The sequence below is a fragment of the Dickeya ananatis genome (assembly GCF_019464615.1).
Classification (GTDB): Bacteria; Pseudomonadota; Gammaproteobacteria; order Enterobacterales; family Enterobacteriaceae; genus Dickeya; species Dickeya oryzae.
In genome coordinates, this window is sequence record NZ_CP040816.1 from 635,645 (window position 1) to 657,771 (window position 22,127).

A 22,127-nucleotide genomic window follows, 5' to 3' on the forward strand; every position below is an offset into this window, starting at 1 on the left:
AAAGCGTTGACGCAACCGGTGTCGGACCGTAGTATTCACCTCGCTCACTGAGCATAGCGCGGTGCGGTAGTTCAGTCGGTTAGAATACCGGCCTGTCACGCCGGGGGTCGCGGGTTCGAGTCCCGTCCGCACCGCCAATCATTCCGAAGCCCTGAATCATCTGGTTCAGGGCTTTTTCGTTCCTAAAGCAGAAATACAATGCTTTACCTTTGCGCGGTGACGCGTACTTATCTTGTCAGGAATAACGGGCGAAGATTTGCCGGAATCTGAGGGCATATGCCCTCAGGTGGATGATCATACGGTTGCGATGTTTCTGCCGTAATAGATTTCCTGCATCTCACGATACAGCAAGTCCGTGATACGTTTACGCTCTTCGGCGCTCAGCTCTTGAGGGCTGACGTTAAACAGGTAGTGCTTCAGGTCGAAATCCTTCAGCAACATTTTGGTGTGAAAAATATTTTCCTGGTAAACATTAACATCCATCAGATGATAGAGCGATTTCATGTCGTCAGACATGAAGTTCTGGATTGAGTTGATCTTATGGTCGATAAAATGCTTAACGCCATTGATGTCGCGGGTAAAACCACGAACACGGTAGTCAATGGTTACGATATCCGATTCCAGTTGATGGATCAGATAGTTCAGTGCCTTCAGCGGTGAAATGACACCACAGGTCGATACTTCTATATCCGCGCGGAACGTGCACAGGCCGCCACCAGGATGGCTTTCCGGGTAGGTGTGCACACAGATGTGGCTTTTATCAAGGTGTGCGACGACGGAATTCGGCAAGGGGCCGGGATGTTCGGAGGTATCCACATCGCGTGGATCCATCGGCTCTTCGCTGACCAAAATGGTCACACTAGCGCCTTGCGGTTCATAATCCTGGCGAGCAATGTTCAGAATATTGGCACCAATGATGGAACAGGTTTCACTCAGGATTTCTGTCAGACGGTTTGCGTTGTACTGCTCGTCAATATACGCGATGTAGCCATCGCGATCGGCGGGCGTTTTCGCATAACAGATATCGTAGATACAAAAACTCAGGCTCTTGGTCAGATTGTTAAAGCCATGTAGTTTCAGCTTTTGCAATTTAATTCACCCCCTTATGGATGCCAGTGATCAGCGTGCCGCTGACAAGGCATTCAGTAAATATTGTGGCAGGGCAAAGCTGCCGATATGGATGGCTGGGTTGTAATAGCGGCATACGATTTCCGCTGCGTCAAACCGTCGTTGCAGGCTCTGTTGGTCGATAGCACGCAACGCTGTGTTATTACTGGCCCAGGCAAAGGTCATGATCCCGCCATAATATGTGGGAATGGCTGTCTGATAAAAACTGACATCACTGAAATAGTGGCTCAGTTTCTGATGGCTGTTAACAGCCTCATCCTGTTGCAGGAAACAGACGCCGTTCTGTGCCACGAAGATCCCGCCGTCGTTCAGGCAGCGTGCGCATCCTTGATAAAAGTCCGAGGTAAACAGGCTTTCACCAGGGCCGATGGGGTCGGTACAGTCGGAAATGATGATATCGAACTTTTCCTGGCAGGCATTGACGAAGTTAACACCGTCGTCAATCACCAGACGAAAACGTGGGTCATCGTAAGCGCCAGCGCTGTGATTGGGCAGATACTGGCGGCAGAACGACACGACACCCGCGTCGATTTCGACCATCGTTATCTGCTCGATGTTACGGTGACGACAGACTTCGCGCAGCATTCCGCCATCGCCGCCACCGATGATCAACACACGTTTGGCGTTGCCATGGGCGAGCAGCGGAACGTGGGTCATCATTTCGTGGTAGATGAACTCGTCGCGTTCGGTGGTCTGTACAACGCCATCTAATGCCATCACCCGGCCTAGCGCCGCGTTTTCGAAGATGATCAGATCCTGATGGTCGGTTTTTTCATGATAGAGCACCTGGTCTATTGAAAAATACTGACCGAAGTTGGCATGCAGGGTTTCATACCAAATTTCTTTCCGGGACATGTTAGGGCTTCCTCCGCGATAACAGCCATGAAAATTGGCGCGCTATGATAGCTAACTCTCATGGTGCTTGCACGGTCAAATTTCACGCAATGCGGAGGATTTTAAGCTTTACTGTGTAGTGGCGAGTAAACTGAGTGAGTTCCGGGCCAAAGACTGACACTTTTTCGGGGTAGGGATGGCGATACCGCTGAGATCTCGGTAGCTGGCTTCGCCAAGCGCAATCATGTCGAACTGATTGTAATTGCTGAGATCCCAGCGGTTTTGTTGGGCAAAAATAACCAGCGCCCGGCGAATCTGATCGTTGGGAAGGTCTTTATAGCCACAGTTGTTTTTCAGATAAACGAAAATAGCGGTCAGATCGGCGAGGTCTTCTGCCTCGAAATCATTCAATGCCTTACTGGCGGAGGAGAAGCCCAACAATGAGAGCAGGAGCAGCACCAGCGCGGAGTGTTTCATAATTTAACCTGTTTCATCTTTCATTAGATGACGTTATCACAGTTACCGGCCCTGATTTCAAGTTTTATTCAGATCAGCGTGATATCCGGTAATTGGCTGCTGGGAGGGGTCAAACGAGGTGCTGTTTGTTCAATGGGATAATTACCGGCCATTTATCGGCGATTGATACCATGACGCCAGCGCCCGGCTTTGATATTAATAGTGCAGTTTAAATTTAATTTACCAATTTCTCATGACTTCAGGTATCTGGCGCATTAGTAGTGTGCTGTTGGCGGTGATCCTTTTGTTCCCGCTAGTGACTATCGTCGGCATGGCCTTTTTCGCCCCCGGCAACGCGGTATTGGCGTTATGGCAAGCTCTGCCCGTTTATGGGACGAACTCGCTGATGCTGGTGATTGGTTGCGTGTTATTCAGCTTGCTGTTTGCGCTGCCCTTGGCCTGGTTGATGTCACATTACCGTTTTACCGGCCAGGTATGGCTACATCGGGCATTATTGCTGCCGCTGGCGGTGCCCGGGTACCTGTTGGCGGCTGTATATGGCGACCTGTTCGGGTACGAAGGGCCGGTTAAACAGACGCTCTACGCGCTATCATTTGCTTCGAACCACGTACCCCAGACATTCTGGCATCAAGTTGGGATGGTGGGCTGTGCCAGCCTCTGTCTGGCGCTGGTGTTGTTTCCCTATATCTACCTGTTGGTGCGTACCGCGTTGATGTCACAGTCTGTCAACCTGCGGCAGGCCGCCTTGCTGATGAATCATACCCGTGCTCAGGTTTTCTGGCGGGTGGTGTTTCCCATGGCGCGCCCGGCGATCGCTCTTGGCATGGTACTGATGGCTTCTGAGGCACTCGGTGATTACGGCATTTCCGCCTATTTCTCATTACGGACGGTGACGACGGCGGGTCTGGACTTGTGGCGTGATAAAGCGCAGCACAGGACGGCCGCGTTATTGATGTCGTTATTGCTGCCGTTGGTATTCCTGATATGGTTTCAGGCGCGCCGCAGTCGCGCACGTCAATTGCGTTATCAACAATTGGGTAGCGTTTGCCCAAAAGACCTGCCGGTTTTGCGTGGGTGGGCACGTTTTCTGACGGTACTGCTCGGCTGTGGGCTAGTGGTGATTGCGTTTGTCGTACCCGTTGGTCGCTTGGTGTGCTGGGCAGTGCTGTCTGATGCGCCGATCTGGAGCCTGCCATTCTTGCTAGCATTTACCAGTAGTGTGATGGCGGCTGCCTGCGCAACACTGCTGGTGATTGGACTGGCCGTCGTGTGTACGTTTGATTTCAAGGCAACGGGCAACCCGGCTTACCGTAACCCACTGCGCTGGGTCAATATTAACCGCTTGTTACCCTCGACTGCGCTAGGTATGGGGCTGTTGGTGCCGTTCCTCGGACTGGATGCCTGGCACGCCTCGCCCGGTGGCGTGGTGGATGACCCCTGGGCGGGGTCGGTGCTGGTGCTTATCCTGGCTTACTGCATGCGCTTTAGCGGTTTGTTGATCGATCGGCTACAAATTCGGATCTCCCGTTTACCGGGCGCGATGAATCATGTCAGTCAGTCGCTGGGGTATACACCTGTACAGCAAGTGCTGTGGGTCTATTTGCCGCAGTTACGCCATTGTCTGGTGGTTGGCGTGTTGTTGGTGTTTACCGAAAGCCTGCGTGAGTTGAATGCATCGCTGCTGTTGCAGCCGTTTGAGGTGGAAACCATGGCGACTTATGTGTTCCGTTTCATCATGGATGAACGGTTGCCGCTGGTCGCTACACCTGCGTTGATGCTGGTCGGTGTGGGGATGATCCCGCTATTTGGGATCACCCGATTGATGCGAATGGAAGGATAGGAACGTTATGACGACTCCGGAGATTCTGACGATAACCTCGCTCAGTTGCGGCTATCCATCGGTTTCTGTATTAGAGAATGTGGGTTTTTCGGTGCATGAGGGAGAGATGGTGTGCCTGCTGGGAGCCAGTGGTGATGGTAAAACCACGCTGCTGAAATCGATAGCGGGTCTGCTGTCGCCGGAAAAAGGCCGAATAGCTATTGCGGGTCAGAAGGTCGCTCCTCCTCAAACCCAGCGTAGTGAAGTCTCGCCAGGCGTAGTCGGCATGGCGTTTCAGGATGATGTGTTGTTTCCCCATCTGACGGTGATGGAAAACATTACTTTTGGGCTACGTGGTAAGTCATCCGAAGAAATCAGTACGCTGGCGATGGATGTGGTGGGGGTGATGCAACTGGAAACGTTCACCCGTTGCTACCCGCATGAACTTTCTCGCGAGCAGTATCAGCGTGCCGCCATTGCCCGGGCGCTGGCGTGTCAGCCTAAACTGTTGTTGCTGGATGAACCTTTTTCCTCCATTGATAGTCAGCTTCGCTACCAATTGATCAGCGAATTGCGCCAAATCTTGCGGCAGCGGCAGATAGCCACGCTATTTGCGACCTCTGACCGGGAGGATGCGTTTGCGTTTGCCGACCATCTGATTCTGATCCATGACGGTGGTATTGTGCAGCAGGGATTTTCCGCTGATCTCTACTACCGGCCGGTTAACCGCTATGTGGCGAGTTTTATGGGGAACACCAACTACCTGCCAGTGAAGATTAGTGGTGACAGGCAATGGCAGAGTTTTCTCGGTGAGCATCAGGCAACACGGGCGTTGAAATTACCGCATGGCGCACAATATGACTGGTTGGTTCGTCCGCAAGAAATCGCGCTTGCCCTTGATGAGGACGGGCCGGGGGTGATTGAGGACCGGTTATTCATGGGAAACAGCAATTTTTACCGTATTCGGGTTAATGAACTGGCGCTCCAGGTGCAAAGTGGTAACTGGTTTGAGCCAGGGCAACCGGTTCGACTCAGTATTCGCATTGATCAGCCGGTTCTGTTCCCGCCGCAATCTGCGGTAAGTGCTCAGGAATAGCGGGCCTGATGAGGCCCGCGTTGCCGTTAGGGGACCGGTACGTGGTTTATCCCGCTCACTACGGTAACAACCGCCATGCGGCTCCCCTCTCTGTGCTCTCCCTGCGCCGGGTCATTTGGCGGGGACGGGGGCAACCGGTGCCGGATTCGGCTCTGGTGGCAGCTCTCTTACACTGATGCTGACTTCATACGTTTTACCATTACCTTGGGGCACGTTAGCGACCAGCTTATTGGCGGCTAACACCGGGTCGGTCGCCTGTAATGACGCCTGATACAGTGCAGGCACTGGTGGACGTAACGCAGGCGGTGGGGGCGGGAACCCGGGGGGCGGTGGCAGCATTTCCTGTCTGTCCGGTAACCGTGGATCCACATTTTCAGGATGCGCAGACGCTACAGACAAGCTCGAAAGCAGTGAAATACCGGCAATCCACGCTGCGGTACGGCAGGTTTTCGTGAGTACTGTCATGTTACACCTCGTTTCGGTTGGCCGACGTCCATCAGAAACCTTTCACCGATACAGTGCAATGCGCTTTACTCTGTTTTATGCCGTGATAACGTAATCTTCACATTCTTATAAATGCACTGATATTCTCACTGCCATCATCAAGCCTGCCGGGCTTTACGGCTTCAGAGCCAGAAAGTCCTTTGCCAGAATATGCCAGGCACTGGGGTGTGCCTCAAAGCCGATTTTGGGGTAATAATCCACGGCCTGCGGTGCGGCAATCAGAATCAGGCGACACAGTGGCTTGAGTTGCCGGACCGTGTGTTCGATAAGCTGGCGGCCAATGCCGCCGTGCTGGCAGGCTTCATCCACCGCCAGATCCGACATATAGCAACAATAGTGATAATCCGTCACGCTGCGAGCGACACCCACCAGTTCGTCACCTCGCCATGCTGTCACCAGCAGGTCGGCTTGTGTCAGCATGCCCGCGAGGGTCTCGCGCTGTTCCAGCGGACGTCGTGGTCCTAAGGAGGTTCGGTTAAGCAGATGGATAAATTGATCGACAGTGATGGGGTCATTCACTTTGTAAGTGATGATGCCTGGGGGGATGATAGTGTTGTCAGACGCTGAAGACGATAACGATGTCATGTTCTCTCCTTGAGTGGGGTAAGGCCGGCTTTCTGTTATACTGCGCGCCGTGATGAATGGCGGCACAGCCAGCCTGGCTGCGTGTCTGCCCTGGAGTATGGCCACTGTGGCCGATACTGGATATCTTTTTTTGGTGAGTAGTCAGTATGATGAAACATACGGTGGAAGTCATGATCTCCGAGCTTGAGGTCAAGACGCGGGTGGCTGAGCTTGGACGCCAGATTAGTGAACATTACCGTGATAGCACCAGTGACATGGTGCTGGTGGGGTTACTGCGTGGATCCTTTGTGTTTATGGCCGACCTGTGCCGCGCCATCGACCATTCTCACGAAGTGGATTTCATGACCGCATCCAGTTATGGCAGTGGTATGAGCTCGACCCGCGATGTGAAAATCCTCAAGGATCTGGATGAGGACATCCGTGGCAAAGATGTGCTGATTGTCGAAGACATTATTGATTCGGGTAATACGCTCAGTAAAGTGCGGGAAATTTTGCAGTTACGCGCCCCTAAATCGCTGGCGATCTGTACGCTGCTGGATAAGCCATCACGTCGCGAAGTCCCGGTTCCGGTAGAGTGGGTTGGGTTTTCCATTCCGGACGAGTTTGTGGTGGGATACGGTATTGATTATGCGCAACACTACCGTCATCTGCCGTTTATCGGAAAGGTGATTCCGCAGTAAAGCGTGAAATCGCGCCCATACCGCATGGGCGCGATGCGAATGATTACAGCAGCGACGAGACCGCCCGACGATAACGTTGTTCCAACGTCTCGCGACTGGTGGCGGTGACTTCCAGGTCGCGTAAACGTCCATCCTGAATCCCGTAAACCCAGCCGTGAATCGTCACTTTCTGACCGCGTTTCCAGGCCGATTGCATGATGGTCGAGTGGCCCAGGTTGTACACTTGTTCTACTACATTGATTTCACAAAGTTTGTCAAATCGCTGTTCCGGTGGCAATTCTCCCAGTAATGAGCTGTGCTTATACCACAGGTCTCGAACGTGGAGCAGCCAGTTGTTGATCAACCCGAGTTCCGGGTTTTCAACCGCGGCCTGTACACCACCGCAGCCATAGTGACCACAAATAATGATGTGTTCCACTTCCAGAACCTCAACCGCGTACTGAACGACAGACAGACAGTTAAGATCGGTATGGATAACCAGGTTGGCCACGTTACGGTGCACAAATAGTTCACCCGGTTCCAGACTGGTCAGGCTTTCTGCGGGAACCCGGCTGTCCGAACAGCCGATCCACAGAAAACGGGGACGTTGGGATAGTGCCAACCGCTCAAAATAATCGGGGTCTTCTTTCACGATCGTTTCAGACCATTGCTGGTTATTGGCGATAAGCGTTTCTATTGTTTTCATGAAAGTAAATGACCTGTAACGACAAAAGGGCGGTGCAAGGTAATATAGAGCAATCATAGGGGTTTTGAAATCGAAAACTGGGTCCGACCAGGGCCCGCTTAACTGATAAGAAGGCATGCATTCAGCTATGACATATGCACTTGAATTGTCGAATCTGACTAAGACATACCCTGGTGGCGTTCAGGCGCTGCGAGGTATCGATCTGCGCGTGGAGGCCGGGGATTTCTACGCCTTGCTGGGCCCGAATGGTGCAGGCAAGTCCACGACTATTGGCATCATTAGCTCTTTGGTCAATAAAACAGGTGGCAGGGTGCAGGTGTTCGGCCATGATCTGGACCGGGATGTCGTGAATGCCAAACGGCAATTGGGGTTGGTACCGCAGGAGTTCAACTTCAATCCGTTTGAGACCGTGATGCAAATTGTGGTGAATCAGGCTGGTTACTACGGCGTACCGCGGCACGAAGCGGTGCAACGCGCTGAGAAGTACCTCAATCAGCTTGATTTATGGGGTAAGCGTAACGAGCGGGCACGTATGCTATCCGGGGGGATGAAACGTCGTCTGATGATCGCCCGTGCGTTGATGCATGAGCCCAAACTGCTGATTCTGGATGAACCGACCGCCGGGGTGGACATTGAATTGCGCCGCTCAATGTGGGGATTTCTCAAAGAACTCAACGGGCAGGGGACGACTATCATCCTGACCACCCATTATCTGGAAGAAGCGGAAATGTTGTGCCGCAATATCGGCATCATCCAGTCTGGGCAATTGGTGGAAAACACCTCAATGAAGGCGCTGTTGGCTAAGTTGCAATCAGAAACTTTCATTTTCGATTTGGCGGCGAAAAGTGCGTTGCCACGGTTGGAGGGGTATCAACACCGCCTGGTAGATACCTCGACGCTGGAAGTAGATGTCAGAAGAGAGCAGGGGCTGAACGGCATTTTCAGCCAGCTTAGCGCTCAGGGGGTTCAGGTACTTAGCATGCGTAACAAGGCTAATCGTCTGGAAGAACTGTTTGTCGCGCTGCTCAATAACAACGGAGATAAAGCATGATGGGGTTATATTGGGTGGCGTTGCAGAGTATCTGGATCAAAGAGATCAACCGCTTCGCGAGGATCTGGATCCAGACGCTGGTGCCGCCAGTGATCACCATGTCGTTGTATTTTATTATATTCGGTAATCTGATCGGAAACCGCATCGGCGAAATGAATGGCTTTAGCTATATGCAGTTCATTGTGCCAGGGTTGATCATGATGTCGGTGATTACCAATGCGTATGCGAATGTCGCTTCGTCATTTTTCAGCGCCAAATTCCAGCGCAATATCGAAGAACTGCTGGTAGCGCCGGTACCGACGCATATTATTATCGCCGGTTATGTGGGGGGCGGTATGGCGCGCGGTATCTGCGTTGGTGTGCTGGTGACGGCGGTATCGCTATTCTTTGTGCCGTTACAGGTTCATGCCTGGTGGATGGTGGTGGTGACCTTGTTGCTGACCGCGATGTTATTTTCGCTGGCAGGGTTGATCAACGCTGTGTTTGCCAAAACGTTTGATGACATCAGTCTGATCCCTACCTTCGTGCTGACACCGCTCACCTATCTGGGGGGCGTATTCTATTCGTTGTCATTGCTGTCGCCATTCTGGCAGGCGGTGTCCAAACTAAATCCGATCGTATATATGATAAGCGGCTTTCGCTTTGGGTTCCTGGGCATTCATGACGTGCCGTTGCCGCTGACATTGGTAGTACTGCTGGCCTTCATCGTGGTGTTTTATGGCGTGAGCTGGTGGCTGATTGAACGTGGGCGCGGGCTGCGCAGTTAAGACACGTTTCTGTTGGTTAAGGTGAAGCGAGGCGGTGTTTCTGCCTCGCTTTTTTTATCCGCGCTGATGCGCTCAGGCTATCTGCACGGGAATGGCTTTAGCGGTACGCTGCAGTTCGTTATTATCACCAAAATAGGCGACTTTAGGATGATGGGTACGGGCCTGTTCATCCGGCATCTGCACATAGGAGCAGATAATCAGCTTATCGCCGACGCAAGCGCAGCGTGCTGCCGCCCCATTGACGGAAATGATGCGGGAGCCGCGCTCCGCGGCGATCGCGTAGGTGGAAAAGCGGTGGCCGTTATCCACGTTGTATATGTCGATCGCTTCGTATTCAAGAATACCGGCGGCATCCATAAAATCCTGATCGATGGCGCAGGACCCTTCATAATGTAAATCTGCCTGGGTTACTTTTACCCGGTGCAGCTTACCTTGCAGCATGGTTCGAATCATCGGTCTGTCACTCTGGTTGGAAAAATCAGGTGGTCAAATCCACCTGTTGGTTATCAATCAGGCGCGCCTTACCCAGCCAGGCAGCCATCAGCACCACGGCAGAAGTACTGTCGATGGTGAGCGGTTGCAGCGTCACTGCGTCGCGGATAAAGAGTTCGTCCGGCGTGAATCCGGCATCGCGCAGCGCTTCTGATGCTCTGGCGAGCATATCATCAATTTGTCGGTCGCCGTTGGATAATTGCGCCGTCACCTCGTTCATGATGCGATAGAGTTGCGGTGCTTGCTGGCGCTCTTCGGCGGTCAGGTAGCCATTGCGTGAACTGAGCGCCAGACCGTCTTTCGCCCGCACGATGGGAACGCCGACGATGCTGATATCGTAATCCATATCAGCCACCATCTGACGAATCAGAGCCAGTTGCTGGTAGTCTTTTTCGCCAAAGCAGGCGATGTCCGGCTGCACCAGATTAAACAGCTTGCTGACAACGGTGGCGACGCCACGAAAATGACCTGGGCGACTCGCACCTTCGAGCATCTGGGAGAGCCCCGGTACTTCGACAAACGTCTGTTGCTGCAGGCCGTTAGGGTAAAGGGTTTCGGGCGCTGGGGAAAAGACCAGGTCAACCCCACGACGCGTCAGTTTCTCGCAGTCTTCCTGCAGGGTTCGTGGGTAGCGAGCCAGATCGTCCGCCCGGTCGAACTGCAATGGGTTAACAAAAATGCTGACCACAACGACATCAGCCCGGGCGCGGGCCTCATCCACCAGTGTCAGGTGGCCGTCATGCAGGTTACCCATGGTTGGTACCAGCGCGATGCGTTTCCCATCCTGACGCCAGCGGCGGAGTTCACGGCGCAGCAGCACCGGCGTTTCAATAATCAACACACGCTTACTCCTGTGTTAAATAAAACTGTATTTTTCATCAGGAAAGGTTCCCTGTTCGACTTCCTGCACGTACAGACGAATAGCCGCACGGATATCCGCCGCTTCCGCCATAAAGTTGCGGGCGAATTTCGGCGTATGCCCGCCGGTTACGCCAAGCGCGTCGTGCATGACCAGAATCTGGCCATCGGTGACATTGCCTGCACCGATGCCGATAACCGGGATACTCAGCGCCTCGGTGACCCGCTGCGCCAGCGAAACTGGTACACACTCCAGCACCAGCAGTTGAGCGCCTGCTTGTTCCAGCGCCAGGGCATCTTCCAGCAGTTGGCTGGCAGCCGCTTCATCACGGCCCTGGACTTTATAACCACCAAAGATATTGACTGACTGTGGCGTCAGCCCCAGATGTCCACACACCGGGACGGCACGTTCAGTCAACATACGCACCGTGGGGGCCAGCCAACTGCCGCCTTCGATTTTGACCATATTGGCACCAGCGCGCATCAGTTCTGCGGCGTGCTGACAGGCGAGCTCTGGCGTGGTGGCACCCATAAAGGGTAGGTCGGATAACAGCAGACAATATGGCGCACCGCGTCGGACGCAACGGGTGTGGTACACCATGTCATCAAGGGTAACGGGCAGGGTTGAATCGTGGCCCTGTACGGTCATACCGAGAGAATCTCCCACCAGCATGACGTGGATTCCCTGTTCATAAAATAGTTGGGCAAAGCTGGCGTCGTAAGCCGTCAGGGTGGCGAACTTTTTCTGTTCCTGCTTCCACTGGCGCAGGTGGGAAATCGTCGTCGCTTTCATGGCAACCTTCCTGAGTCAACTCAATGGCAATTCAAGGGGAAATCATTCTAATGGAAGGCAGGCATCAGGAACAGCAGTCTGTTTCTATTTGTAAAACAGACGATTGGCATCCAGCCGATGCCGGACGCGCATCATGATTGACTCTGGTTAGGGGGCGAAACGGTGAGTTTTAGTGCTCGTCCCACAGGCTTAAGCCGTTACGGGGGACGTGTTGCAAACGAGTTGCCAGGGGTTCGCCGTCGGGAAACACCAGCTCTGGTGCCAGTTCTGCTAGCGGGTAGAGCATGAATTCGCGGTTTTTCATGTCATAGTGCGGCACGGTGAGCCGCTCGGTATGCAGCGTCAGGTCGCCAAACAACAGGATATCCAGATCGAGGGTGCGCGGGCCCCAGCGATTTTCTTTGCGCACCCGACCTTGCTCCAGCTCAATGCGCTGGGTGTTGTCCAACAGCGCCTCTGGCGATAATCCGGTCTGTAATTCGGCGACGGCGTTGAGGTAGTCGGGCTGATCCTGCGGGCCGAGCGGGCGGCTGCGATAAAATGACGAGCAACGCACCAGCCGGGTTTGCGTGATGGCGTCCAGCGCGCGCAGCGCCGCACGTACTTGCTGCAATGGTTCGGACAGGTTGCTTCCCAACGCCAGATACACGCAGGTCATCGGTTATTATCCCGGTGAATTGGACGTTTACGCGGACGACGAGAACGGCGATGCGGTGTTGGGCCATCATCAAGCGTGTTGAGCATCACTTGCTGGCGCGGCGGTGCCGCTACCTGAAACTCGCCCCACCATTGTGCCAGACGCTGTAATTCCTGATGGTTTTCAATTTCCGCCCGCAGACACAGCAAGTCATACGCTGCCCGGAATTTCGGATGCTCCATCAGTTTAAACGCGCGTTTGCCCTGACGACGTGACAGGCGCAATTGCAATTGCCAGATATCGCGGACAAGCGAGGTAATCCGTTTAGGGATAGCAAACGAGCGACACTGTTCGTCGAGAACGTCGTTCATGGCTAGCGCAAAGGCTTCGAAGTAAGCGAGCCCGCTTTCCTGCGTCAGTTTCTGGGCATGCTCCACCAGCGGATACCATAACATGGCGGAGAACAGAAATGCCGGGTTAACCCGCATATCGTTCTGGATGCGCTGATCGGTATTCTTCAAGACCTGCACGATCATCCGTTCCATTGTGCTTTCACCATTCGCGGTAAAATAACGGCTGATCAGCGGGAACAGGGGCTGGAACAACTGGTATTCGCACAGTAACTGGTAGGTGGGGTAACCGTGGCCCGCCTGTAATAGCTTCAGCGATTCTTCAAATAACCGCGCCGGTGGGATATCGTGCAGCAACGAGGCCAGACGAGGAATCGGCTCGGCGGTTTCAGGGCTGATGCGCATACCGAGTTTGGCGGCAAAGCGTACCGCACGGAGCATACGTACCGGGTCTTCACGGTAGCGGGTTTCCGGGTCGCCAATCAGGCGAATCAATCCCTGACGCAGGTCGTTCAGGCCGTTGGTGTAATCCCGCACGGTGAAGTCAGCAATGCTGTAATAGAGGCTGTTGATGGTGAAGTCGCGCCGTTGGGCGTCTTCTTCAATGGTGCCGAAAATGTTGTCGCGCAGCAGCATGCCGTTGTGGCCTTGCTGGGCGGCATTCTTGGTTTCCTGCTCTTGATGCAGCTCATGGTGACCGCGGAATGTGGCGACCTCGATCACCTCCGGGCCAAACATCACATGCGCCAGACGGAAACGTCGGCCCACCAGCCGGCAATTACGGAACAATTTGCGAACCTGTTCCGGGGTGGCGTTGGTGGTAATATCGAAGTCTTTGGGCTTTTTGCCCAACAGCAGGTCGCGGACACCGCCGCCTACCAGATAAGCCTCATAGCCCGCTTTGCTCAGGCGATACAGTACTTTCAGCGCATTCTCACTAATGTCACTGCGTGAAATGGCATGCTGGTCGCGAGGAATGACTGTCATTGCCTGCGGCGGATTGTCCACACTGACGGGCTCATTCTCACGATTCAGTACCTTGCGGCAAAAATTAGCTACCCGGGTAAAGATAATACACCTCGATAATCATTGAAAATTTAGCGGTACAACAAAAAATAGCGGCTAATCATAGCTCACCCTCAGCCCTTTGAGAATGCTGATGTTATTTCCGGCGATGTAAGAGCGGCTTCGACAGGGACCATCGCCAGTGACCAATGTGCTATGGCCCATGCGAGCAAGGCGTCCCTTTCAAGATCACGCCAGTGCGTCGGCAAAGGCTGGTGCAAAAAAGCCAGAGCCTGCACCAGTACGGCCCGAGGGTCACCATCAGGTAAAGCCGGTGCGTGATTCTGCTTGGAGAGCTTATTGCCGTCGGTATTAAGCGCCAGCGGTAGATGCACATAGTCTGGTGCCGGATAATCCAACTGTTGGTACAACGATAGCTGCCGCACCGTCGGTTCAATCAAGTCTGCGCCACGTACGATTTCGGTAACGCCCTGATCGTGGTCATCCACCACCACCGCCAGATTATAGGCAAACAAGCCATCACGACGATGGATGATAAAATCTTCTTTCGCCAGCATCGGGTCGGCATCAATCCGTCCACGCAGGCGATCGTGAAAGTGCAGGACGGGGTGTGTCTGGCGAAGACGTAACGCGGCGTTATCTGGGGGTAATCCGCGATCACGGCAGTGGCCATCGTAGTAGCCGCCGTTTTGTTGGATGCGTTGTCGGGTGCAGGTACAGTAATAGCATTTCCCCTGACGCTGCAATTCAGCCAGCACCGCACGATAACGCTCATGGCGTTGAGACTGATACACCACTTCGCCATCCCACAGCAGGCCATACTGTTCCAGTTGACGGAGAATACGGGAAGCGGCACCGGGTACTTCGCGCGGTGGGTCGATATCCTCGATACGCACCAGCCAGCGACCCTGGCAGGCACGAGCTTGCAGGTAACTGCCCAATGCGGCTATCAGGGAGCCAAAATGGAGATCGCCAGAAGGTGAGGGCGCAAAGCGTCCGACATACGGGAGAGATTCAGACATACGGCGATATCGTGCCGGTCAGGATGAAGGGTGACGGGCCATAATCAGTAAAGATCCGGCGGTAGGGCGGTAGGCTTTCCCGCCGGACGATATCATCCAGCCATCTGCTTTTCGCGGATTTCGGCCAGTGTTTTGCAGTCAATGCACAGATCAGCGGTGGGACGTGCTTCCAGACGGCGGATGCCGATTTCCACGCCGCAGGACTCACAATAGCCAAAGTCCTCGTCTTCAATTTTCTGCAGTGTTTTGGCAATCTTCTTGATCAGCTTACGTTCACGATCGCGGTTGCGCAGCTCAAGGCTGAATTCTTCTTCCTGAGCGGCACGGTCTACCGGGTCTGGAAAGTTAGCTGCTTCATCCTGCATGTGCGATACGGTTCTATCGACTTCATCCCTGAGTTGATTGCGCCATGCTTCAAGAATACGCCTGAAGTGAGCCAGCTGAGCGTCGTTCATGTATTCTTCGCCCGGCTTCTCCTGGTACGGCTCCACTCCGGCAATTGCGAGAATGCTCAGAGAGGATGTCTTACGGTTTTGCCCTTCTTGCATGTTGCTTCTCCTACATAACACGACACGCAGTATCGATCCCCCGAGGGGGAAAAACAGGCCGCTATAAATAACAGATGGAGGTGTGGTTGGCAATGATTCCCGACACTGGCCTGACAAAGTGTGAGGAACGACATAATCCCATCAGATAATACATAACGCGTGGCAGAATTAGCTCGCTGACGTCACGTTATTGAACGGCAACAGCCCTGTTAGCGTCATGCTATCCGGGCTGATATGGGTACCGTAACACAGAATTTCAACCCCCTGCTGCCGTGAGAGTTGTAATAATTCGGCGTAATGTCGGTCAATGTGTTGCGCCGCTGAAACCTGGCCGATGCCAGAGTGCAGTACGGCGAAACACAATACGGCGCGACAACCCTGTGACGCCATCTGTTGCAGTTCCCGCAAATGCTTCTGTCCCCTGAGGGTCACCGCATCGGGAAAGTAACCACATCCATGTTGCAATAATGTGACTGATTTGACTTCAATATAGCAGTCAGCACGTCCTTCTGCCTGTAATAACAGATCTATCCTGCTGTTTTCTGAACCATAGCGCACTTCGGTGCGGATAGTGGTGTAACCTGCTAAATCCGGAAGTTTGTCGGCTTGCAGCGCTTCAAGCACCAGTTGATTCGCCCGCAAGGTGTTAACACCAATCCAGTGCCCTTGCGCGGTTTGTGTCAGTTCCCACGTGTGAGGATACTTGCGTTTAGGGTTATCGGATGTGGAATACCAGATAGTATCGCCAGGCGTGCCACAGCCTGTCATCGCCCCGGTATTGGGGCAATGTAACGTCAGAGTGGTGCCGTCGGGGGTGACCACATCGGCCAGAAATCGCTTGTAGCGTTTAAGCAGCGTGGCCGGGCGCAGCGGTGGGGAAAATTGCATGAATGGTCTCTTAGGCTGTCAGCAACGGCCAGTGGGCAAGCGGGCGATAATGGGTACGCCCAGTTTCAGTGGATGATTCATAAAGAAAGAATTGCTCGGCCTGTACCGTCCAGTTGAATGTGGCGGCGGGAAGCGACAGCGCGCGGGTAGCGCCGCGCAGCAACGTAATGTGCGGGTGGAAAGGTTGCGCTGGCTGGTAACAGCCATTGCGCGCCGCCTGTGAACGCAGCATATCCGCCAGTTGCAATAAGCCACGTGGTGCCTGGCGGCAGCCCAGCCATACCACGCCAGGGCGTGGCCAGTGTCCTGCATCGTTGAGATTCAGGGTGAATGCTGGCTGGCGGATGCGACCTGCCAGTGTCATTAATGCCTGCATTTTGGCCTCGCTAACTTCACCGAGAAAGGCCAGCGTCAGGTGCAGATTCGCGGCCGCCACCGGGCGTCCGGCATCGTGAGCAAATTGCGTTGCACGCCAGTGCACGATCTGCTGGCTGACCTCGTCTGGTAGCGAAAGGGCAAAAAACAGGCGGCGGGTTGGCGTCATGGCAATCTCTCTGTTCTGCGGGGTTCCGATGCTACAATGCTTGCCAAATAAAGTTAATGCCAGCCGAATAAAGTTAAGGCGGCGTTTTGCCTCTTATCGTCATGTCCTGATGAGCGGTGGGGTGTTCTTTCTCTTTATTCATTGATGGTGTGTTGAGCACCACAGATAACGAATGATGATGATTACGTCAGTGAATGGGACTGTATGGTGACGGAGCGTTATGTGAATCTACCCCCTGTCAGCGCCGTCGTGGATGAGGTCATCCAGGCGTTGCATACCGTACCGCAGGTGTTGCTGCACGCGCCGACCGGCGCAGGAAAATCGACCTGGTTACCGTTGCAGTTATTACAGCGGTGCGAGTTTCCCGGTCGCATTATTATGCTCGAACCTCGTCGGCTGGCCGCTAAAAGTGTGGCTTTCCGGCTGGCGGAGTGGCTTGGCGAAACGCCTGGGCAGACTGTCGGTTACCGTATGCGTTCAGAAAGCCGGGTGAGCAGCCAAACCCGACTGGAGGTGGTGACAGAAGGTATTCTGACCCGAATGCTGCAACAGGATCCGGCGCTGGAGAGTGTTTCGCTGGTCATGCTGGATGAGTTTCATGAGCGCAGTTTGCAGGCGGATATGGCGCTGGCGTTGCTGTTGGATGTCCAGCAAGGGCTGCGTGATGACCTGAAGCTATTGATTATGTCCGCCACGCTCGACAATACCCGTCTGGCTTCCTTATTACCTCATTCGCTTAGCGTATCGTCGCAAGGGCGTTCATGGCCGGTTGCGCGACATTACCAGCCGGTCGGCTCGCAGCAGCGACTGGAAGAGGCCACCACCCGACTCGTTTATCGTTTGTTGCAGGACGAAGCCGGTTCATTACTGGTATTTTTGCCGGGTGTGGCGGAAATCAAGCGGGTGCAGACACTGCTGGAAAACGCACTCTCGGCCGACGTGGCTCCTGACGAGGTGGTTTGTCAGGTCGATGTGTGTCCGCTCTATGGCGCGCTGACGCTGGCAGAGCAACAAAAGGCGATTCTTCCAGCCGCCGTCGGGCGGCGCAAAGTGGTGCTGGCGACCAACATTGCTGAAACCAGTCTCACCATTGAGGGGATTCGAGTGGTCGTGGACTGCGGGCTGGAGCGGGTGGCGTTGTTTGATGTTAAAACCGGTCTGACCCGGCTGACGACACAGCGTATCAGTCAGGCATCCATGGTGCAGCGTGCCGGGCGTGCCGGACGACTTGAGCCGGGCGTGTGCTGGCATTTGTTCACCCGCGAGCAGGCCGAACGCGCCACGGCGCAAAGTGAGCCTGAAATTCTGCACAGCGACCTGTCCGGTTTGTGGCTGGATCTGCTGCAATGGGGTTGTCATGATGTCGCTCAACTCAACTGGCTGGATAGTCCGCCTCAACCGGCGTTGCTGGCGGCTGAGCGTTTACTACTGCAACTGGGCGTGTGCGATACGCAACAGCGTCTGACGGTTGATGGGCGTAAGATGGCCGCGTTGGGCTGCGATCCTCGACTGGCGGCGATGTTGCATGCCGCCGGGCAGGACGACGATGCACTGGCGACGGCGGCATTATTGGCGGCAATTATCGAAGAGCCGCCACGCGCAGGCTACCCCAATTTATTCGATGCTCTGCATCGACCTGCTGGCCACTGGCAACGCCGGGCGCAACAACTGGCGCGCCGTGTGGGTAAGGCTTCAGGTAAGGTGAATGAGGGCCTGGCGGCATGGTTACTCTCGATAGGGTTTGCCGATCGCCTCGCCCGACGACGCGGTCAGGATGGACGTTATCAACTGGCGAACGGTACCGGTGCCAGTTTGCCGGTGGATGAGGCGTTGGCAGCCTCAGAATGGCTGTTGGCCCCGGTACTGATGCAAAGCCTGAACAGCGCGGATGCGCGTGTGTTACTGGCATTGCCGGTGGATATCGACACGTTAGTACGGCAGCGGCCGGAACTGGTGGCTGAACAGAATCTGATGCACTGGGACGAAGAAAAAGGTACCCTGCGCGCCAGCCTGCGAACGCATATTGGCAGCCTGACGTTGTCCTCCCGTCCGTTGGCAAAACCCTCGGACGAGGCATTGCAGCAGGCGATGCTTAACTGGCTGCGCGAACAAGGGCTGTCGGTGTTGAACTGGGATGAACCGGCACAACAGTTGCGTCAGCGTCTGCTGTGCGCCCGGCAGTGGTTGCCGGAGGTGGCATGGCCTGCGGTGGATGACGCTGCTTTGCTGGCATCGTTGGAACAGTGGTTGTTGCCATCGTTAAACGGTGTGCGGGATCGCCGTACGCTCAACCAGGTCAACCTGAGTGAGGCACTGTGGCGGCTGCTTGATTGGCCGCAACGTCAGCGGTTGGAGAGTGCGTTGCCCAGTCATTATACCGCGCCTGGTGGTAGCCATTTACCGATCCGCTATGAGGTGGATCAGCCCCCGGTGCTGGCGGTTCGGTTGCAGGAAATGTTTGGTGAGCAGGCGAGCCCGCTACTGGCGGAGGGGCGAGTCGCGCTGGTGCTTGAATTGCTTTCTCCGGCGATGCGGCCATTGCAGATAACCCGTGATTTAGCGGCGTTTTGGAATGGGGCTTACCGCGAGGTGCAAAAAGAAATGAAAGGGCGCTACCCCAAACATGTCTGGCCGGATGATCCGGCGAATACGGCGCCAACGCGGCGTACCAGAAAATACCAGAACACCTAATTTCAGATGTTTCCCCCTTCCTTGTGTGGTGTGGGAGACACAGAGTAGACGGCCATGGTGAGTAACCCTGAGCCGTCAGTAACCTGATGGAGATGTCACTGTAATGTCTCGGGATGACCGCGAACCTATCGGGCGCAAACGTAGTGCGTCACGACACACTCCCCCTCGCAGGCAAGCGACGCGCCGTCGCAGGGATGATGACTACGACGACGATTATGACGATGAGTATGAAGACGACTATGACGAGGATGACGAGGAAGAGGTCATGAGCAAGCGGCCACGTAAAAAGCGCCGCTGGCTGGGGTGGCTTATCCGGCTGTTCCTGATTTTCGTGGTGGTGATGTCGGTTTACGGCGTGTACCTCGACGGAGAAATCCGCAGTCGTATCGACGGCAAGGTATGGCAATTGCCAGCGGCGGTGTATGGCCGCATGGTCAGCCTTGAGCCCGGTATGCCTTATAGCAAGAAAGACATGATAACGCTGCTGGAAGGCATGCAATACCGTGATGTGAGCCGGATTACCCGTCCGGGCGAGTTTACGGTGCAGGCCAACAGCATTGAAATTCTGCGTCGTCCGTTCGATTTCCCGGATGGCAAAGAAGGGCAGATCCACGCCAAGATGATCTTCAGCAGCGATCGGCTGTCGCAGATCCAAAACATGGACAATCAGCGTAATTTCGGCTTCTTCCGGCTCGATCCGAAGCTGATTACCATGCTGCAATCGCCAAACGGTGAACAGCGGCTGTTTGTTCAGCGTTCCGGCTTCCCCGACCTGTTGGTGCAAACGCTGATCGCCACCGAAGACCGCCATTTCTACGAGCATGACGGTATCAGCTTCTACTCCATCGGCCGTGCGTTGATAGCCAACCTGACGGCGGGCCGGGCAGTGCAAGGTGGCAGTACGCTGACCCAGCAGTTGGTGAAAAACCTGTTCCTGACCAACGAGCGCTCGTTGTGGCGTAAAGCCAACGAAGCCTATATGGCGTTGATCATGGACTACCGTTACAGCAAGGATCGCATTCTGGAGTTGTATCTGAACGAGGTGTATCTCGGTCAGAGTGGTAACGATCAAATCCGCGGTTTCCCGCTGGCTAGTCTTTACTATTTTGGACGTCCGGTAGACGAGCTGAGCCTCGATCAGCAGGCGATGCTGGTGGGAATGGTAAAAGGGGCGTCGCTGTACAACCCGTGGCGTAATCCACAGGTCACGCTGGAGCGCCGTAATCTGGTGCTGAAGCTGTTGCAGAACCAGCAGGTCATCGACGAAGACCTGTATAACATGCTGAGTGCGCGTCCGTTAGGCGTGCAGCCGAAAGGCGGTGTGATAAGCCCGCAACCGGCATTTATGCAGATGGTGCGCCAGGAATTGCAGCAGCGGCTGGGTGACAAGGCGAACGATCTGTCTGGGGTGAAAATCTTCACCACATTGGATCCGGTGTCGCAGGATGCGGCGGAAAAAGCGGTGGAAGACGGCATCCCTGCACTGCGCGCCGCGCGCGGTGTTAAGGACCTGGAATCGGCGATGGTGATTGTCGATCGCTTCAGCGGCGAGGTCCGGGCGATGGTGGGCGGTTCCGATGCGCAGTTTGCTGGTTTTAACCGTGCCATGCAGGCGCGTCGTTCGGTTGGTTCACTGGCGAAGCCGCCGACGTATCTGACCGCGCTCAGTATGCCGGATCGTTACCGTCTGAATACCATCCTGCCGGATGAGCCGATTGCGCTTAAACAGCCGAACGGCACCATCTGGGAGCCGAAAAACTATGATCGCGAATTCCGTGGTCGGGTGATGTTGGTGGATGCGCTAGCGAATTCACTCAACGTCCCGACGGTCAATCTGGGGATGGCCGTTGGGCTGGATCAGATCAGCGATACACTACAGAAACTGGGGATCCCGCAGAACCAGATTCAGCCGGTACCGGCGATGCTGCTTGGTGCTATCAGCCTGACGCCGATGGAAGTCGCGCAGGAGTACCAGACTATCGCCAGCGGTGGCAGCCGCGCGCCGCTTTCGGCGTTGCGCTCGGTGATTGCTGAAGACGGTAAGGTGCTGTATCAGAGCTTCCCACAGGCTGAACGGGTGGTGCCGTCACAGGCGGCTTACCTGACCTTGTACGGCATGCAACAGGTGGTGGAGCGTGGTACTTCGCGTTCGCTGATGGTGAAATTCGGCAATTACCATCTGGCGGGGAAAACCGGTACCACTAACGATTTGCGCGATAGCTGGTTTGCGGGCGTCGATGGCAGAGAAGTGGTGATCACCTGGGTCGGACGTGATAACAACGGCCCGGCGAAACTCACCGGGGCCAACGGGGCGTTGACCATCTATCGTCGCTATCTGGAAAACCAGACGCCGCTACCGTTGATGCTGACACCGCCGGAAAGCATTACCACCATGACGGTGGATAGCAGCGGCAACTTTATCTGTAATGGTAGCGCGGGCCGGGCATTGCCGGTGTGGACAGATAATCCGCAAGCGCTGTGTCAGGCCAGCCAGCAGCAGGTGGTGCAGTCGCCAGCCACATCGTCGGGCAGCCAGAGTCAGCCGCAGCCAAGTCAGCCGGGTCAGCCAAATCAACCAAGCCAGCAACAAGATGGTGGCAGCGTTCCTGATTGGATCAAACAGATGTTCGGGCAGTAACGACCCGCCGCAGA

At 54.9% G+C, this 22,127-nt stretch carries 22 protein-coding genes and 1 tRNA gene; 8 read left to right on the plus strand and 15 right to left on the minus strand.

Going from position 1 to position 22,127, the window contains the following annotated elements; genetic code table 11:
- Positions 1 to 60 precede the first annotated feature (60 nt).
- Positions 61 to 137 (plus strand) — tRNA-Asp (locus FGI04_RS02760).
- Between the two features lie 157 nt (positions 138 to 294).
- Here the strand turns inward: FGI04_RS02760 and speD are convergent.
- The 3 genes from speD to FGI04_RS02775 form a co-directional block, all read right to left on the minus strand.
- The gene (gene speD, locus FGI04_RS02765; protein WP_016942103.1) at positions 295 to 1,089 is read right to left on the minus strand and encodes an adenosylmethionine decarboxylase; all 795 of its coding nucleotides are present in this window, start codon (positions 1,087 to 1,089) and stop codon (positions 295 to 297) included.
- Positions 1,090 to 1,119: 30 nt separating this feature from the next.
- A complete protein-coding gene (gene speE, locus FGI04_RS02770; protein WP_342700138.1) occupies positions 1,120 to 1,983 on the minus strand; it encodes a polyamine aminopropyltransferase in 864 nt (287 codons plus the stop codon).
- Between the two features lie 108 nt (positions 1,984 to 2,091).
- Complete coding sequence (locus tag FGI04_RS02775) at positions 2,092 to 2,439, minus strand: YacC family pilotin-like protein (protein ID WP_012885795.1); 348 nt, start codon at positions 2,437 to 2,439, stop codon at positions 2,092 to 2,094.
- A gap of 232 nt (positions 2,440 to 2,671) precedes the next feature.
- Between FGI04_RS02775 and FGI04_RS02780 the strand changes: the two genes are divergently transcribed.
- Together FGI04_RS02780 and FGI04_RS02785 are read left to right on the plus strand one after the other, a co-directional pair.
- Positions 2,672 to 4,279 (plus strand): ABC transporter permease, encoded by a 1,608-nt coding sequence (locus FGI04_RS02780; RefSeq protein WP_407336208.1) that lies wholly within the window; start codon positions 2,672 to 2,674, stop codon positions 4,277 to 4,279.
- Positions 4,280 to 4,286: 7 nt separating this feature from the next.
- A complete protein-coding gene (locus tag FGI04_RS02785; RefSeq protein ID WP_407273912.1) occupies positions 4,287 to 5,354 on the plus strand; it encodes an ABC transporter ATP-binding protein in 1,068 nt (355 codons plus the stop codon).
- A 111-nt stretch (positions 5,355 to 5,465) separates the two neighbouring features.
- On the opposite strand, the gene FGI04_RS02790 is transcribed toward FGI04_RS02785, so the two are convergent.
- Entirely contained in the window at positions 5,466 to 5,819 is a 354-nt protein-coding gene (locus tag FGI04_RS02790) for a hypothetical protein (protein ID WP_407273911.1), read from the minus strand.
- Between the two features lie 153 nt (positions 5,820 to 5,972).
- Entirely contained in the window at positions 5,973 to 6,443 is a 471-nt protein-coding gene (locus tag FGI04_RS02795) for a GNAT family N-acetyltransferase (protein WP_342700142.1), read from the minus strand.
- Positions 6,444 to 6,589: 146 nt separating this feature from the next.
- Between FGI04_RS02795 and hpt the strand changes: the two genes are divergently transcribed.
- Entirely contained in the window at positions 6,590 to 7,123 is a 534-nt protein-coding gene (hpt, locus tag FGI04_RS02800; protein ID WP_038905307.1) for a hypoxanthine phosphoribosyltransferase, read from the plus strand.
- Between the two features lie 43 nt (positions 7,124 to 7,166).
- Here hpt and can read toward each other — a convergent pair whose 3' ends face one another.
- Positions 7,167 to 7,808 carry a carbonate dehydratase gene (gene can, locus FGI04_RS02805; RefSeq protein WP_012885789.1) on the minus strand — a complete coding sequence of 214 codons (642 nt, stop codon included), beginning with the start codon at positions 7,806 to 7,808 and terminating at the stop codon, positions 7,167 to 7,169.
- A gap of 127 nt (positions 7,809 to 7,935) precedes the next feature.
- Between can and FGI04_RS02810 the strand changes: the two genes are divergently transcribed.
- Together FGI04_RS02810 and FGI04_RS02815 are read left to right on the plus strand one after the other, a co-directional pair.
- Positions 7,936 to 8,859 carry an ABC transporter ATP-binding protein gene (locus FGI04_RS02810; protein ID WP_038905306.1) on the plus strand — a complete coding sequence of 308 codons (924 nt, stop codon included), beginning with the start codon at positions 7,936 to 7,938 and terminating at the stop codon, positions 8,857 to 8,859.
- Entirely contained in the window at positions 8,856 to 9,626 is a 771-nt protein-coding gene (locus tag FGI04_RS02815) for an ABC transporter permease (RefSeq protein ID WP_038905304.1), read from the plus strand. The genes FGI04_RS02810 and FGI04_RS02815 overlap by 4 nt, the downstream gene beginning before the upstream one ends.
- A 72-nt stretch (positions 9,627 to 9,698) precedes the next feature.
- On the opposite strand, the gene panD is transcribed toward FGI04_RS02815, so the two are convergent.
- From panD to thpR, 9 genes are all read right to left on the minus strand, one after another.
- A complete protein-coding gene (panD, locus tag FGI04_RS02820) occupies positions 9,699 to 10,079 on the minus strand; it encodes an aspartate 1-decarboxylase (protein WP_012768777.1) in 381 nt (126 codons plus the stop codon).
- Between the two features lie 25 nt (positions 10,080 to 10,104).
- A complete protein-coding gene (gene panC, locus FGI04_RS02825) occupies positions 10,105 to 10,959 on the minus strand; it encodes a pantoate--beta-alanine ligase (protein WP_342700146.1) in 855 nt (284 codons plus the stop codon).
- A 15-nt stretch (positions 10,960 to 10,974) separates the two neighbouring features.
- A complete protein-coding gene (gene panB, locus FGI04_RS02830; RefSeq protein WP_342700147.1) occupies positions 10,975 to 11,769 on the minus strand; it encodes a 3-methyl-2-oxobutanoate hydroxymethyltransferase in 795 nt (264 codons plus the stop codon).
- A 169-nt stretch (positions 11,770 to 11,938) separates the two neighbouring features.
- Positions 11,939 to 12,427 carry a 2-amino-4-hydroxy-6-hydroxymethyldihydropteridine diphosphokinase gene (folK, locus tag FGI04_RS02835; RefSeq protein ID WP_342700148.1) on the minus strand — a complete coding sequence of 163 codons (489 nt, stop codon included), beginning with the start codon at positions 12,425 to 12,427 and terminating at the stop codon, positions 11,939 to 11,941.
- Entirely contained in the window at positions 12,424 to 13,827 is a 1,404-nt protein-coding gene (gene pcnB / locus FGI04_RS02840) for a polynucleotide adenylyltransferase PcnB (RefSeq protein ID WP_407337380.1), read from the minus strand. The genes folK and pcnB overlap by 4 nt, the downstream gene beginning before the upstream one ends.
- Before the next feature lie 68 nt (positions 13,828 to 13,895).
- Positions 13,896 to 14,804: a tRNA glutamyl-Q(34) synthetase GluQRS gene (gluQRS, locus tag FGI04_RS02845; protein ID WP_407273908.1), complete on the minus strand. Its 909-nt coding sequence runs from the start codon at positions 14,802 to 14,804 to the stop codon at positions 13,896 to 13,898.
- A 92-nt stretch (positions 14,805 to 14,896) separates the two neighbouring features.
- Complete coding sequence (dksA, locus tag FGI04_RS02850) at positions 14,897 to 15,352, minus strand: RNA polymerase-binding protein DksA (protein ID WP_012768782.1); 456 nt, start codon at positions 15,350 to 15,352, stop codon at positions 14,897 to 14,899.
- Between the two features lie 168 nt (positions 15,353 to 15,520).
- Positions 15,521 to 16,240 (minus strand): DNA/RNA nuclease SfsA, encoded by a 720-nt coding sequence (gene sfsA, locus FGI04_RS02855; protein WP_407321677.1) that lies wholly within the window; start codon positions 16,238 to 16,240, stop codon positions 15,521 to 15,523.
- A gap of 10 nt (positions 16,241 to 16,250) precedes the next feature.
- Entirely contained in the window at positions 16,251 to 16,784 is a 534-nt protein-coding gene (gene thpR, locus FGI04_RS02860; protein ID WP_342700151.1) for an RNA 2',3'-cyclic phosphodiesterase, read from the minus strand.
- A gap of 204 nt (positions 16,785 to 16,988) precedes the next feature.
- Between thpR and hrpB the strand changes: the two genes are divergently transcribed.
- Together hrpB and mrcB are read left to right on the plus strand one after the other, a co-directional pair.
- Positions 16,989 to 19,475 carry an ATP-dependent helicase HrpB gene (gene hrpB / locus FGI04_RS02865; protein ID WP_407336210.1) on the plus strand — a complete coding sequence of 829 codons (2,487 nt, stop codon included), beginning with the start codon at positions 16,989 to 16,991 and terminating at the stop codon, positions 19,473 to 19,475.
- A 103-nt stretch (positions 19,476 to 19,578) separates the two neighbouring features.
- Positions 19,579 to 22,113, plus strand: coding sequence for a bifunctional glycosyl transferase/transpeptidase (mrcB, locus tag FGI04_RS02870; protein ID WP_407336211.1), 2,535 nt, complete (start codon positions 19,579 to 19,581; stop codon positions 22,111 to 22,113).
- The last annotated feature ends 14 nt before the right edge of the window (positions 22,114 to 22,127 follow it).

Coding starts and splice junctions, on each gene's coding strand:
- gluQRS (WP_407273908.1), bottom strand. CDS start 14,804: ATGTCTGAATCTCTCCCGTATGTCGGACGCTTTGCGCCCTCACCTTCT.
- hpt (WP_038905307.1), top strand. CDS start 6,590: ATGATGAAACATACGGTGGAAGTCATGATCTCCGAGCTTGAGGTCAAG.
- FGI04_RS02810 (WP_038905306.1), top strand. CDS start 7,936: ATGACATATGCACTTGAATTGTCGAATCTGACTAAGACATACCCTGGT.
- FGI04_RS02775 (WP_012885795.1), bottom strand. CDS start 2,439: ATGAAACACTCCGCGCTGGTGCTGCTCCTGCTCTCATTGTTGGGCTTC.
- folK (WP_342700148.1), bottom strand. CDS start 12,427: ATGACCTGCGTGTATCTGGCGTTGGGAAGCAACCTGTCCGAACCATTG.
- FGI04_RS02815 (WP_038905304.1), top strand. CDS start 8,856: ATGATGGGGTTATATTGGGTGGCGTTGCAGAGTATCTGGATCAAAGAG.
- FGI04_RS02795 (WP_342700142.1), bottom strand. CDS start 6,443: ATGACATCGTTATCGTCTTCAGCGTCTGACAACACTATCATCCCCCCA.
- speE (WP_342700138.1), bottom strand. CDS start 1,983: ATGTCCCGGAAAGAAATTTGGTATGAAACCCTGCATGCCAACTTCGGT.
- mrcB (WP_407336211.1), top strand. CDS start 19,579: ATGTCTCGGGATGACCGCGAACCTATCGGGCGCAAACGTAGTGCGTCA.
- FGI04_RS02780 (WP_407336208.1), top strand. CDS start 2,672: ATGACTTCAGGTATCTGGCGCATTAGTAGTGTGCTGTTGGCGGTGATC.
- panD (WP_012768777.1), bottom strand. CDS start 10,079: ATGATTCGAACCATGCTGCAAGGTAAGCTGCACCGGGTAAAAGTAACC.
- dksA (WP_012768782.1), bottom strand. CDS start 15,352: ATGCAAGAAGGGCAAAACCGTAAGACATCCTCTCTGAGCATTCTCGCA.
- can (WP_012885789.1), bottom strand. CDS start 7,808: ATGAAAACAATAGAAACGCTTATCGCCAATAACCAGCAATGGTCTGAA.
- FGI04_RS02785 (WP_407273912.1), top strand. CDS start 4,287: ATGACGACTCCGGAGATTCTGACGATAACCTCGCTCAGTTGCGGCTAT.
- sfsA (WP_407321677.1), bottom strand. CDS start 16,240: ATGCAATTTTCCCCACCGCTGCGCCCGGCCACGCTGCTTAAACGCTAC.
- panB (WP_342700147.1), bottom strand. CDS start 11,769: ATGAAAGCGACGACGATTTCCCACCTGCGCCAGTGGAAGCAGGAACAG.
- hrpB (WP_407336210.1), top strand. CDS start 16,989: ATGGTGACGGAGCGTTATGTGAATCTACCCCCTGTCAGCGCCGTCGTG.
- FGI04_RS02790 (WP_407273911.1), bottom strand. CDS start 5,819: ATGACAGTACTCACGAAAACCTGCCGTACCGCAGCGTGGATTGCCGGT.
- thpR (WP_342700151.1), bottom strand. CDS start 16,784: ATGACGCCAACCCGCCGCCTGTTTTTTGCCCTTTCGCTACCAGACGAG.